Genomic DNA, 13147 nt, shown 5'->3' with positions numbered 1-13147 from the left:
GCTTTGGCCTGGCGTTTCAACGCGCCGCAAACACAAAAAACCTCAATCCATCGCCGCATGCGCGACCGTTTCCTCCCCGGAAGCCTGACGCGCCGGCCGGATCAGCAGCAACAGCGGCACCACCAGCAACGTCGCGACGAACATCAGCTTGAAATCGTTGAGATACGCGATCATCGACGCTTGCTGCGTGATGCTCTGATTGAGCATCGCCATGTCCTGCATGGAGCCGCCCGACAGGATCGGCTGCATCGCCGGATTGAACGGCGTCACCTGCGCGGCGAGGTCCGCGTGGGCGATCTGCGTGTTGCGCGTCATCAGCGTCTGCACGATCGAAATGCCGATACTGCTGCCGATATTGCGCATGAGGCTGTAGGTCGCGGTGCCGTCGGCGCGCAGCTCGGGCGTGAGCGTCGAGAACGTCAGCGCCGACAGCGGCACGAATACGAGCCCCAGCCCGAAGCCCTGAATCACGCCCGGCCACACGATATCCGACGCCGACAGCACGATCGTGTAATGCATCATCTGCCAGAGCGCCAGCGCCGAAATCAGAAAGCCCGACAGCAACAGCAGACGCGCATCGATGTGCTTCAGCAGCCGCCCCGCGACGAGCATGGCGATCATCGTGCCCGCGCCGCTCGGGGCCGTGACGAGTCCCGTCGTCGCGACGGGATAGTTCATCAGGTTCTGCAGCATCGGCGGCAATAAGGCGCGCGTCGCGTACATGACCGCGCCGATCACGAAGATGAAGCACGTGCCGGTCGCGAAGTTGCGATCCTTCAGCAACGGATATTTGAAGAACGAGCGCGCGCCGGCCGTCGCCGTGTGCGCGATAAAGAAGACGAAACTGAGCGCGGCGAGCAGCGCTTCGATGCGGATTTCCATCGACCCGAACCAGTCGAGCTGTTCGCCGCGATCGAGCATGGCCTGGAACGCGCCGATCGCGAGGCCGAGCGTCGCGAAGCCGAATGCGTCGAACTTCACCGCGCGGCGCGCGGCTTGCGCAGGCAGGAACGTCGACACGCCGAAGAGCGCGAACGCGCCGATCGGCACGTTGATGAAAAACACCCAGCGCCAGTTGTAGCTGTCGGTGAGCCAGCCGCCGAGCGTCGGACCGAGAATCGGCCCGACCATCACGCCCATGCCCCAGACGGCCATCGCCTGGCCCTGTTTCTCGCGCGGATTGATGTCGAGCAGGATCGACTGCGACAGCGGCACGAGCGACGCCCCGAACACGCCCTGCAACAGCCGCGACGCGACGATCTGCGCCAGCGTCTCCGACAGCCCGCAAAACGCCGACGCCACCGTGAAGCCCGCGATCGAAATGCACAGGAGCTTCTTCACGCTCAACTGGTCGGAGAGCCAGCCGGTGAGCGGCGTCGCGATCGCCGCCGCGACGATGTAGGACGTCAGCACCCACGTAATTTCATCCTGCGACGCCGACAGGCTGCCCTGCATATGCGGCAGCGCGACGTTCGCGATCGTGCTGTCGAGCGTCTGGATCAGCGTCGCGAGCATGATCGAGACGGTCAGCATGCCGCGATTGAGAGGCGCCGCGGCGCTTTCCGTGGAGACTTCGGAGGACATGAACGTGGCCGCGCGCCGGCGGCATCCATAAGTAGGGTGATAATAAGCAGGCTTATTATAAGGCGTGCGCGATGCGCCGCAATTCGGACGAATACCGGGCGCGCGCGACGTTCACGCGCGGAAATCTCTTACATATAATCGCGCGATGGAAACCCAACTCGACAAGCGCTTCGGCTTTCTCGTCGCGGACGTGGACCGCCTGTGCGGCAATCGTTTCGACGTGTTGGCCAAGTCATCGCTCAATCTCACGCGCGCGCAATGCCGCGTGCTCGCCTACCTTTCGCATTACGGCGAAGTGAATCAGGCGCGGCTCGCCGGACTGCTGGAAGTCGCGCCGATTTCCGCCGGACGCCTGCTCGACCGCATGGAAGAGGGCGGCTGGATCGAGCGGCGCCTGAATCCCGACGACCGCCGCGAACGCCAGGTCCGCATGACCGCGAAGGCGGAGAAGGCGCTCGACAAGGCGCGGCGCGTCGGCGACGAGATCACGTCGGAGGCGCTCGCGGGCTTCAGCAAGCAGGAAAGCGAGCAACTCATCGCGCTGCTGCAACGTGTGCGCGGGAATTTGAGCCGCATCGTCGATCGCTGACCGATGCGATAGCTTCGCTGCCGGTTTGCGCGCACCGTGCTAACGTGCCGCGCATGGATCGCGGATTGCTGACGGGATCCACGCAAGCGCCGTTGTCGACTGCCGCCCATCCACCCGGAGAAGATCGATCATGAACACACGCACCGCACCGCTGGCCGTCCTCGCCCTGTCGGTCGCCGCGCTCGTCGCGATGCCCGTCGCGCAGGCGCAGGACACGGCCGCATCCACGCCGAAGCAGATCAAGAAAGCCCAGAGCAAGGAGGCGCGCGCGAAGAAGAACGCCGAGCTGAAGCAACTGGAGCAGAACGGCTACAACCCGGCGGGCGAGCAGACGAACTATCCGCAGAATCTGCAGAACGCGCAGGCGAAGATCAACGCACAGAAGGCCGGGAAGCCGGCGCCCGCGTCGGCGCCGTGACCGGGCGGGCGCGTCGTCAATCGAGCTGATACGACAGCGTCGCGTTGATCCGCGGACTGCGCGACGCACTTTCGACCGGCGCGTCGCCCACGGCCTTCGCCACCGACAAATCGACGCTGTAGTGCTTCGCATCCGACACGCGAAAGCCGATTCCCACCGACGACATTCTGCGCGGATTCGCCGTGCCGCCGTGCAGGAACACGCGCGCGGCATCGACCATCACATAGGGCGAGAAGCTTTTGAGATACGTCGTGTCGATGGCGATCGGACGATTCACCTCGAACGACGCGCCCCAGCCCGAATCCCCCGACGCCTCGCCCGGCTGATAGCCCAGCGCGAATCGCTGCGCGCCGAACGAGATCTGCTCGGAAGTCGGCAGAGGATCGGGCGAATACTGGCCGGTCATCGAAACGACCGTACCGATTTTCCACGGCCATTCGTTGCTTTGCGTATAGGTCGCGCCGGTGCGCACGAACGTCAGCGAGACCGGATTGACCGGCGCGTAGCCCGCGATATTGGTCTGCACGCTCTTCGACGCACCGAGCACGTCGAACGCCTTCGCGACAGTGAAGCTCGCGCGCCGCATAACGCCCGCGCCGTTGCCGGTGTAATCGAGCTGAACTTGCGCGACGCGAATCTGCGAACGCTGCGACAGATACGGATTGCCCGCGGCGATCGTGTTCTTCAGGCGATCCTCGTCGTGCGACGCATACGCGGTCGCCGTGCCGACGAGACTGCGCGCATTGCTCAGCATGAACGGATACACGCCGGAGAACGCGAGCTTGTCGTTCACGACCGTGCGCTCGATATACGAAGGAAGCCCCGGATTGTCGACGGGATGGCCGTGGTAATGCGAGGCGTCGATCTTGGCGGCGAAGCCGTCGGTGCCGACGGGCAACAGGCCGTTCAGCGCGTAATACGTCTGATCGTCGCGGCCTTTGGGCAGCAACGCGGAAGCTGTCAGCGATTCGCCGAGCCCGAGCATGTCGTTTTCCGTCGCGCTGAAAATGCCCTGCACGCCCGGATGATTGAAGTCGATGCCCGTGCCGACATTGAACGGCTTGCGTTCGACATCGAGTTCGAGCGCGGTCGCGCCATCTGTATTCTGCGGCGGCGTGACGTTCGCCTTCGTCTTCACGCCGGGGATCATCCCGAGCACGTTGATGTAGCGCTCGAAGTTCGCCTGCGTGAGCGGCCGGTCCGCCTGCAGGCGCTCGGCGACCGCGCGAATGCGCTTTTGAGCCGCGCCCGCGTTCCCTTTCACGACGACCTTCGCGATATAGCCCTCGACGACGGTCACGCGCACGACGCCGTCCTGAAACGTCTGCGCCGGCACGAACGCGAACGAGAGCGCGTATCCGTGTTCCTTGTAGAGCGCGGTGACGCCGTTCGCCGCCTCGATCAACTGGCCGATGGTCACGTCCTTGCCGACGAAAGGCGTGAAGCGCGCCGCGATTTGCGCGAAAGGCAGCGCCTTCACGCCTTCGATCTCGATCTTCGTCGGCGTGAGATGACGCGCGAGCAGCGCATCGAGCGCGGGGGCGGGCGGCGCGACGTTCACCGCGACGGGCGCCTTGGGCGGCGCGTTGACCTGCGGGAGCGCTTCGAGCGGATTGCCGCCCGGATTCGCGCGCGGCGCGGGCGAAGTCTGAGCGTGCGCATGATGCGATGCGACGGGCGCCGCAAGCGCGGCGAGCATGAGCGCCCGTGTCCATTCACGGATCTTCATTGTGATGCCCTCGTAGGGTTGCGAGAACGTCGTCGCGTTCTTCGTCGTGTGTGCTGGCGATTTCGGTCAGATGCGGGGCGCGGGGCCGTTCATCGACCGCGCGCCCCGGCTAGCGTGTGTCTAGCGCCGCGTGCCTCCCAACACGCCGCCGACGAGCGAGCCCACCGCGCCCAGCAAACCGCTGTTGTTGCCGGTGGTCGTCGAGAGACCTGCGCCGGCGCCGGCTGTCGTCGTCGATCCTTGATTGGTCGCGACGGTTACGCCGACCGCGCCCGTGATCGACGTCACGGTGCCGAGCACGGAGCCCGCGCCGCCCGACGAGGCCGGCGAGCCCGGCGCGGTTGCGGGCGCGCCGGTCAATCCGCCGACGATCCCCGTGACCGGAGCGAGCAAGCCGCCTGCGCTCGTCGCCCCGGTCAATCCGCCGACGATGCCGGTAACCGGAGCGAGCACGCCGGTTGCGCCCGTCGCCCCGGTCAATCCGCCGACGACGCCGGTAACCGGAGCGAGCACGCCGGTTGCACCCGTCGCGCCGCTCAATCCGCCGACGACGCCGGTGACCGGCGCGAGCACGCCGGTTGCGCCCGTCGCGCCGCTCAATCCGCCGACGACGCCGGTGACCGGCGCGAGCACGCCGGTTGCGCCCGTTGCGCCGCTCAATCCGCCGACGACGCCGGTAACTGGAGCGAGCAAGCCGCCTGCACCCGTCGCCCCGGTCAATCCGCCGACGACGCCGGTGACCGGCGCGAGCACGCCGCCCGCGCCCGATCCACCAAGCACGCCGGTAAGCGGCGCAAGCGGGCTCGTTCCCGGTGCGCCGTGCAAGAGCCCGCCCGCCGATGCCACCGTCTGCCCCGTCGTCGATACGAGATTGCCGACGCCCGCCGTCACCGGATTGCCGCCCGTCGCGACGATGTTCTTGCCCGCGTTGTCGAGCGTGCCGCCGAGCGTCGTCAGCAGATTGTTGACGGGCGTGCCCAGTCCCGTCGCCGCACCGACGGTCTGCGTGGTCGAGCCGGCGAGTGCGGTGATCGGCGTGATCGCCTGGCTGACCGACTGCGTGAGCTGCTGCACGGGCGCGCTCGTGAGCGTCTGGCCGAGCACGCCGCCCGTCTGTGTGACGACGTTCCCCGCAATCCCGACGATGCCGCCGACCGGCGTCGTCACCGGCGCAAGCGGCGACAGCGCGCCGCCGCCGAGGCTCGACACGAGCGTGCCTGCGCTCGACACCGTCGCGCCCGTCTTTTCGACGACACCGCCAAGGCTCGCCGCCGTCGTGCCCACCGGATTCGCACTCGCGCCGATGGTGCCGAGCCCGGCCGAGACGCCATCGCCGAGCGTGGACACGACCCCGCCCAGGTTCGATACGACATCGCCGGCGGCTTTCGTGGTGCCCGCGCCGACGCCGGGCGCGGTCGTCGAGCCGATCGCCGTGCCGACGCCCGATACCGTGTCGCCGGCCGCGGACACCACGTTGCCGGTCTTGTCCGCGACGGCCGCAACGGGCTGGGCCGTCGTGCCGCTGCCCGTTCCGCCGCTTCCGCCGCCGGTCCCCCCGCCACCACCGGTGCTGCCCGTATTGGTCCCCGACCCGCCGCCGGAGCCCGTTCCCGATCCCGAACCGCTGCCGCCACCCGAACCCGAGCCGCCGCCGTCGCCGGTCGTGATCGCGCCCGATCCGCCGCCGGAGCCTGCCGACTTGCTCATCGTTCCCGACCCGCCGCATGCGCCGAGCGCGAGCAGGCTGGCGACCGCCGTCGCGACGATTGTTTTGCGCAGGACTTCGCGTCCGATATTCCTCGTATTCATTTGGCCCTCGATGTCTTCTATTGAACGAACCGCGGGCGATTAACTGCATTAGGTGTGCCACCGTACGGACAAAATCGCCGGCACTACCGTTTGGTTTCCTGCATCAAGGACTTACATGGATTGGCGCGAAAGGCGAAAACGGTCCAGACGCCTTGCGTAACGTGACGAACGGCGATTGGCGTTACGTCGCAACGCGTTACGCGACCGCGTCGTCTTGCCGACAGGCAGGAAATTAATGCTCTCCCGGAACACGCAAAACAGTTGCTTCTACTGATATTCGGGATACGGCTGGCATAAAGCAGCCTGCGGAGCGACGCCGCTAAATAATCGATCAGACAATAATTGATTTTGAGATAGGCTTGCGTTATAAATCCGTTACCGACGCCTCTTCTCGTAGCAAACGTTCGCGAGCGCGATCGAAAGAGACCAGGGCGACAAAAAAACAGAGTTGGAATGCTGATCCGGTGCGCTGCGCCGGGCGGGACGCTGCACGCGCCTGTCCGGCGCGCGGCGGAAAAGCATATGCGGCCAGAGAGAAGCGGCACCAAAAACCGAGGGCATAAGAATGAAAGCCAACATCCTGCAATTCATTCGCGATCGCCGGGGAATTACCGCCATCGAATACGGGCTGATTGCCGGTGTTCTCGCACTGGGCATCATGACGGCGGTCGGCGATGTCGCCACTCAACTGAAAAGCACTTTTCAGGCGATCAAGACGGAACTGTCGAAAACCGCGCCATAAGGCGATGAGCGGTATTCGCCGTCGGTCGCTTCTCCCCTGATCGGCGAATCCTCGTCATTCGCGCCGGTTTATTTCCGGCGCGAGGATTGATGTCGTCAAGCGTTTTTAATCGAGCTTCCGTATTAATCCGGATGAAGGGATTCGCTTTGCCATGTTTTCAATTAAATCCGCGATATTTATCGCCTGGGCGCTCGCGATCGTATTATTCGACTGGCGGCGCAGGCTGATTCCGAATGCGCTCATTATCGCGGGCGGCGCGTGCGCGCTCGCGTTCGCCGCCGCGCGGATCTCTCCTTTCGATACCTCCATCGGCATGGCGCTCTTCGGCCTCGGCGCGGGATTCGTCGCGCTCGTGCCGTTTCATGCGCTCGGCATGATGGGCGCCGCCGACGTCAAGGCGTTCGCCGCGCTCGGCGCGTGGTGCGGGCCGCGCGCGCTCGTCGGCATCTGGGTCGCGGCGAGTCTTGCGGCGTTCGTGCATGCGCTCGTGCTGCTCGCGCGCCGCCGCGCCGCGTTCGCATTGCGCGATCTTCCCGACACGGCGACGCTCGAAGAACGCCGACGCAACAGCACGCCGTACGGCGCGTTGCTGGCGGCCGCCGCGATCGGCCATCTCGCGCTCTTCGCGAGCGGAGCGCACGCATGACGCGCCGCCTTGGCCGTCGCGCCCAGCGCGGCAACATGGCGATCGAGTTCGCCATCGTGTTTCCGCTGTTCTTCGTCATCTTCTACGCGATCGTCACTTACAGCCTGATCTTCGTCGCGCAGCAGTCGCTGACGCTCGCGGCGGAAGAGGGCGCGCGCGCCGCGCTGCGCTTTCAGGCCAACGCGCAAAGCGTCGACGACGCCCTCGCGCGCCGTGGCGCCGCCGCGTGCGAGACCGCGAAAAGTTTGACGAACTGGCTCGCGGGCCTCGCGCAATGCACCGCCGCGCCCGCGCCGTGCGCGTACGACGCGACGCTGCGCTGCATCGAGGTCACGCTCGATTACGGCTACGCACAACGGCCGCTCGTGCCGACGCTGCCGCTCTTCGACCTTGCGCTGCCCGACGCGCTCGTCGCCCGCGCGATGGTTCAACTCGATCCGGACAACGTGCTATGAGCGCGCGCGTCCGCATCCACTTTTCCTGACGCCATGGCCCATCTCACTCGCACCCTCGCCATCCTGCTGTTCGGGCTCGCGCTCGTTCTGGGCGTCTTCGCGGTGATGCTCGCGCGCGAGCCCGCGCCCGCGCCGGAGCGTGATCGCGCGCCCGCGCATGCAGCGGCGATGGCGACGCCGCAGCGCCTCGTGCCGGTCGTCGTCGCGGCGCGCGATCTGCCTGCGGGCAAGCCGCTCGACGCCGACGCGCTCACCGTGCGCATGCAGGCCGAATCCACGCCGGGCGCGTTCGGCGACAGCGCCGCGCTCATCGGACGCGTGCCGCTGGCGGCGCTGCAAAAGGGCGCGCCATTGACCGCCGACGCCCTCTCGAGCGGCCTCGCCGATGTCGTCGCGGCGGGCGAGCGCGCGGTGGCCGTGCGCATCGACGAGACGAACGCGGTCGGCAATCACGTGCGTCCGGGCGATTTCGTCGACGTGTTCTTCACGCTGAAGCGCGAGGGCGGCGCGGCGAGCGGCGACGCCGAGATCGCGGCGTCGCAGGCGCGGCTGCTGTTGTCGAAGGTGCGGGTGCTGAGCATGGGCGATGCGTCGCTCGGATCGAACGAGAACAAGGGAAAAAGCGCGGCGCAGGCGAGCCCGCGCACGGCCGTGCTCGCGATCCGCACCGCCGACGTCGATGCGCTCACGCTCGCGGAAAGCGCGGGCCGGCTCGTGCTCGCGCTGCGCAATGCCGCCGACGACGAAGCTCCCGCGCCGCCCGCGTTCGCGCCGCTCCACGCGTCGGCGCGGCCCGGCAGCGCCGCCGATCGCGCGGTCGCAGGCATTTCGCTCGGCGCGCTTGCGGGCGCGCGCGCCGCGCCGCGTTCCGTCGACAAGACGCGTAGCGCCCGCCCGCCGGCGCACGACGAGATCGAAGTGATTCGCGGCGGCCGCGCGGAACGCGTCGCGTATTGAACGAACAGCAGGCCACCCATAACGATGACAAGAAACCGGCAACTCGATCGATGGAAAAGAGCGGCGCTCGCCGCGTGTGCGGCGGCAGCGCTCGCAGTCAATGTGTACGCCGCAACGTCCGAAGCACCGGATGCGGGTGTCATCGCGCTCACGGCCGGCGCGCAGAAACCGCTCGCGCGCGGCCGGACGATCACGCGCGTCGCGCTCGGCGATCCGTCGGTCGCGGATGTGAACGTGTTGAAGGGCGGCGGCGTGCTGCTCGTCGGCAAATCGGCCGGAACGACGAACCTGATGCTGTGGCAACGCGGCCGCGACGAGCCGCTGTCGTACACCGTGGAGGTCGCGGCGAACGTGAGCGCCGCGCTCGCCGACGCCGCCGCGCCGCAGGTGCGCGTGCTCGGCAAGACCGCCGTGCTCACCGGCACGACGCCGACGATGGCCACGCATCAGCGCGCGGTCGCGGCGGCGCGCGCGGCGGTGGGCAAGGATGGCGCGCTCGTCGATGCATCGGCGGTGGCGACGAAAAGCGTCGTTCAGGTCGATGTGAAAGTGGTCGAGTTCAGCAAGACCGTGCTCAAGGAAGCGGGCTTCAATCTGTTTTCGCAGAATCATGCGGGCTTCGCGTTCGGCACGTTCGCGCCGAGCGCGCTCACGAGCGTCACGGGCGGCGCGACCAGTCCGCTTGCCGTCACCGCGACGTCGCCGATCGGCTCCGCGTTCAACTTGCTGCTCAATTCGACGTCGCGCGGACTGTTCGCGAACCTGAGCCTGCTCGAAAGCAATAACCTCGCGCGCGTGCTGGCGCAGCCGACGCTCGTCGCGTTGTCGGGGCAGAGCGCGAGCTTTCTCGCGGGCGGCGAAATTCCGGTGCCGGTGCCGCAATCGCTCGGCACGACGACGATCGTCTACAAGCCCTACGGCATCGGGCTTTCGCTGACGCCGACGGTGCTCGGGCCGGAGCGCATCGCGCTCAAGGTCGCGCCCGAGGCGAGCCAGCTCGACTTCGCGCACGCGATCACCATCGACGGCGTGTCGGTGCCCGCGCTCACCACGCGCCGCGCGGAAACGGCCGTCGAACTCGGCGACGGCGAGAGCTTCGTGATCGGCGGCCTCGTCGATCGCGAGACGGCGTCCAACGTCAACAAGGTGCCGCTGCTCGGCGATCTGCCGATCATCGGCGCGTTCTTCAAAACCTTGCAGTACTCGCAGCAGGGCCGCGAGCTGGTGATCGTCGTGACGCCGCATCTCGTCGCGCCGATCGCGAAGAATGCCGCTTTGCCTTCGACGCCGGGCCAGCAATCCGAACAGCGCGACGGTCCGGTGTGGCGTTCATTCGTCGGCGGGGCGCTCTCGTCCGATGCCGCGCCGGGATTCTCGCGATGAGCGCCGCATCCGCGCCGCCGTCACGCTTTCTCTGCGCGAGCCCCGACGCCGCGCGCCACGACTGGCTGCAACGCACGCTGGCGGGCGCGGGCGCGGTCGAAGCGGCGCCGTGCGATGCGGCGGGACTCGTCGCGCGCATCGGTGAAAGCGCGCCGGCGATCGTGTTCGTCGATTTCAGCGCGGCCGCCAACGCGAGCACGCTCGCACACGCCGCCCGCGACGCCTTTCCTGACGTGCCGATCGTCGCGCTCGGCACGCTGGCGACGCCCGCTCCGGCGCTCGCGGCATTGCGCGCGGGCGTGCGCGATTTCGCCGACATCGACGGCCCGAGCGGCGACGTCCGCGCGATCGCGCAACGTCTCATCGACGAGCGTCCGCGCTCATGCGGCGAGCCGCGAAGCCGCGACGGCAAGCTGACGGTGCTGCTCGGCGCGCGCATCGGCGTGGGCGTGAGCACGCTCGCCGCGAATCTCGCGGTGAGCCTGCAACGGCGCGGCCTGCACGCGGGCCGCGCGACGGCGCTGCTCGATCTCGGCCTGCCCGCCGCCGACAGCGCGCTGTTGCTCGACATGCGTTGCGAGCTGCATTTCGTCGATGCCGTGCGCAACCTGCGCCGCTTCGACGACACCTTCGTGAACACCGCGTTCGCGCGTCACGCGAGCGGCCTCGCGCTCACGACGCTGCCCGCCGATCTCGCGGAAATGCGCGCGATCTCGTTCGCGTCGGCGGTGAGCCTGCTTAACCGGCTGCGCGCGTATTTTGATCATCAGATCGTCGATCTGGGCGGTTTCTCGAATGCGGAATTCGTCACGCAGACGTTGCAGGCCGCCGACGAAGCATGGCTCGTCTGCGATGCGAACGTCGCGTCGGCGGTATCGGCGATGTCGCTGCTCGACGCGCTGCGTCCCGCCGACGAAGACACGCCGCTCGCGAAGATCGGCCTCGTCGTGAACAAATTCGACGCCGCGCTGAACTTCGGCGCGGATCAGTTGGCGCAGCGTTTGAATCTGCCGCTCGTCGGCGTGTTGCCGGAGCGCGCGCAGGCGCTGGGCCGCGCGGTGAATCAGGGCCGGCTGCTCGCCGATTGCGCCGGGCGCGATCCCTACGTGCGCGCGCTCGCGCCGCTCGTCGCGCGTCTCGATGGCGAGCTTCCCGAAGAGGCCGCGCACGCGCCGGCAGTGCGTGCCGGGCGGCGCACAGCGCGCAAGGCGCTCGACGCCGCGCATCTTCTTCCCCACTTTCTCAGGCGTTCATAGACGATGGCTCAGGACTTCAGCAAGGACATCGCGTTCGCGAACGATCTGGCCGAAGACGCCGTCGCGTTCGCGCAGTCGCAGCAGTTTCAGGATGTGGCGACGGCGGCGCACGAGCATCTGCTCACGCGCATCGAGGAACTGGGCGCGGAGTTCGGCCGATGGTCGCGGCAGGCGATCCAGCAGTTCGTCGATCTGGAGATGGACAGCTTCGTGCGTCTGCGGCGCGTTCCGCTGAACGAGAGCGAAGTGCGGCTGGTCGCCGCCGCGCTGACGAAGGAACTCGCGGGCTTCGGTCCGCTGGAAGATCTGCTCGCCGATGCCGCCGTCGAAGACGTGCTCATCAACGGTTACAGCGACGTGTACGTGTCGCGCCACGGCATGCTCGAAAAAATCCCGGTGCGTTTCGCGGACAACGCGCATCTGCTGCGCATCGTGCGGCGCATTCTCGCGCCGATCGGACGCCGGCTCGACGAATCGAATCCGATGGTCGATGCCCGTCTGCCCGACGGCGGCCGCGTGAACGTGGTGATCGAACCGTTGTCGATCGACGGCCCCGTCGTGTCGATCCGCAAGTTCAGGCGCGATCCGCTGCGCCCCGACGATCTGCTCGCCAACGGCACGTTCAATCAGGACATCGCTGCGCTGCTGCAGGCGGCGGTGGACGCGCGCTGCAACGTGCTCGTGTCGGGCGGGACGAGTTCGGGCAAGACATCGCTGCTGAACGCGCTCGCGTTTTTCATCCCGAAGCACGAGCGCGTCGTGACGATCGAGGACACGGCCGAGTTGTCGCTGAATCATCCGCATGTCGTGCGGCTCGAAAGCAGGCCCGGCGGCTTCGACGGCGCGGGCGTCGTGTCGATCCGCGATCTGTTGCGCAACTCGCTGCGCATGCGGCCGGACCGGATCATCGTCGGCGAAGTGCGCGGCGGCGAAGTGCTCGAAATGCTTCAGGCGATGAACACCGGCCACGACGGTTCGATGGGCACCGTCCACGCAAGCTCGCCGCGCGAATGTCTTTACCGGCTCGAAATGCTCGCGGGATTCGCGGGTTTTCAGGGCACGGAGGCGAGCCTCAGACGGCAGATCGCCAACGCGATCGATTTCATCGTGCAGATCGGACGGCTCTCGAACGGGCGGCGGCGCATTCTCTCGGTGACCGAAGTGACCGGACTCTCCGACAACATCATCGCGATGCAGGAGTTGTATCGCTACGAACCTTCCGTCGATGCGAACGGCGAGGAAGAAGACCGCTGGACCTGGCTCGGCATCCATCCGAGTTCGCCGAAGCTCGCGAAGTTCCGGCAGGCGCTCGGCGTCGCGCTGTCGGAGGGCTTCGGTCATTCCGGCCGCTTCGGCGGAGGCTTCAATGTATAGAGCCGTCGCCTTAATCGCGATGCTCGCGCTGCTCTGCGCGGCGGCGGCGCTCATGCTGTGGCGGCGCGGCCTGCATACGCGCGAGCGCGCGCTGACCGAGCGCTTCGTCGAACGGCAGGTGCAGGCGCCCCGGCCGCAGCAGGCCCCGCGCGCAGTCGCGGGCGCGCGAGCCGCCGCCGCGCCGAAAGGCCTCGCGCCGGAGATC

Annotated in this window: 12 protein-coding genes and 1 pseudogene; 10 read left to right on the top strand and 3 right to left on the bottom strand. The window is 67.4% G+C overall.

Annotated features, from left to right (window positions below):
* Nucleotides 1-42 precede the first annotated feature (42 nt).
* Entirely contained in the window at nucleotides 43-1584 is a 1542-nt protein-coding gene (locus NOV72_RS13630; protein WP_106855136.1) for a DHA2 family efflux MFS transporter permease subunit, read from the bottom strand.
* Between the two features lie 145 nt (nucleotides 1585-1729).
* Here NOV72_RS13630 and NOV72_RS13625 point away from each other — a divergent pair, with 145 nt between their 5' ends.
* The gene (locus NOV72_RS13625; RefSeq protein WP_106855135.1) at nucleotides 1730-2173 is read left to right on the top strand and encodes a MarR family winged helix-turn-helix transcriptional regulator; all 444 of its coding nucleotides are present in this window, start codon (nucleotides 1730-1732) and stop codon (nucleotides 2171-2173) included.
* A gap of 130 nt (nucleotides 2174-2303) precedes the next feature.
* Complete coding sequence (locus NOV72_RS13620; RefSeq protein ID WP_106855134.1) at nucleotides 2304-2591, top strand: DUF4148 domain-containing protein; 288 nt, start codon at nucleotides 2304-2306, stop codon at nucleotides 2589-2591.
* Between the two features lie 16 nt (nucleotides 2592-2607).
* On the opposite strand, the gene NOV72_RS13615 is transcribed toward NOV72_RS13620, so the two are convergent.
* Complete coding sequence (locus NOV72_RS13615) at nucleotides 2608-4320, bottom strand: ShlB/FhaC/HecB family hemolysin secretion/activation protein (RefSeq protein ID WP_106855133.1); 1713 nt, start codon at nucleotides 4318-4320, stop codon at nucleotides 2608-2610.
* A 120-nt stretch (nucleotides 4321-4440) separates the two neighbouring features.
* Nucleotides 4441-6129: a collagen-like triple helix repeat-containing protein gene (locus tag NOV72_RS13610; protein ID WP_106855132.1), complete on the bottom strand. Its 1689-nt coding sequence runs from the start codon at nucleotides 6127-6129 to the stop codon at nucleotides 4441-4443.
* 565 nt (nucleotides 6130-6694) lie between these two features.
* On the opposite strand from NOV72_RS13610, the gene NOV72_RS13605 reads away from it, so the two are divergent.
* The 8 genes and pseudogenes from NOV72_RS13605 to NOV72_RS32750 all read left to right on the top strand — a co-directional run.
* Complete coding sequence (locus tag NOV72_RS13605; protein WP_106855131.1) at nucleotides 6695-6871, top strand: Flp family type IVb pilin; 177 nt, start codon at nucleotides 6695-6697, stop codon at nucleotides 6869-6871.
* 151 nt (nucleotides 6872-7022) lie between these two features.
* On the top strand, nucleotides 7023-7517 hold the full coding sequence (locus NOV72_RS13600) for an A24 family peptidase (RefSeq protein WP_106855130.1): 495 nt from the start codon (nucleotides 7023-7025) through the stop codon (nucleotides 7515-7517).
* Nucleotides 7514-7972 (top strand): TadE/TadG family type IV pilus assembly protein, encoded by a 459-nt coding sequence (locus tag NOV72_RS13595; protein ID WP_106855129.1) that lies wholly within the window; start codon nucleotides 7514-7516, stop codon nucleotides 7970-7972. The genes NOV72_RS13600 and NOV72_RS13595 overlap by 4 nt, the downstream gene beginning before the upstream one ends.
* 33 nt (nucleotides 7973-8005) lie before the next feature.
* A complete protein-coding gene (cpaB, locus tag NOV72_RS13590; RefSeq protein WP_106855128.1) occupies nucleotides 8006-8929 on the top strand; it encodes a Flp pilus assembly protein CpaB in 924 nt (307 codons plus the stop codon).
* A 24-nt stretch (nucleotides 8930-8953) separates the two neighbouring features.
* A complete protein-coding gene (locus NOV72_RS13585) occupies nucleotides 8954-10312 on the top strand; it encodes a type II and III secretion system protein family protein (protein ID WP_106855127.1) in 1359 nt (452 codons plus the stop codon).
* Nucleotides 10309-11568 (top strand): nucleotide-binding protein, encoded by a 1260-nt coding sequence (locus NOV72_RS13580; RefSeq protein WP_106855126.1) that lies wholly within the window; start codon nucleotides 10309-10311, stop codon nucleotides 11566-11568. The genes NOV72_RS13585 and NOV72_RS13580 overlap by 4 nt, the downstream gene beginning before the upstream one ends.
* Nucleotides 11569-11571: 3 nt before the next feature.
* Entirely contained in the window at nucleotides 11572-12942 is a 1371-nt protein-coding gene (locus tag NOV72_RS13575) for a TadA family conjugal transfer-associated ATPase (RefSeq protein WP_106855125.1), read from the top strand.
* Nucleotides 12935-13147: pseudogene (locus tag NOV72_RS32750) on the top strand (type II secretion system F family protein); the annotation flags it as partial. The gene NOV72_RS13575 and the pseudogene NOV72_RS32750, both read left to right, overlap by 8 nt.

This window comes from Caballeronia novacaledonica (assembly GCF_900258035.1).
In the GTDB taxonomy this organism is placed as follows: domain Bacteria; phylum Pseudomonadota; class Gammaproteobacteria; order Burkholderiales; family Burkholderiaceae; genus Caballeronia; species Caballeronia novacaledonica.
Note: the sequence above shows the minus strand (reverse complement) of the source record. Positions and strands in the feature narration are given on the sequence as shown.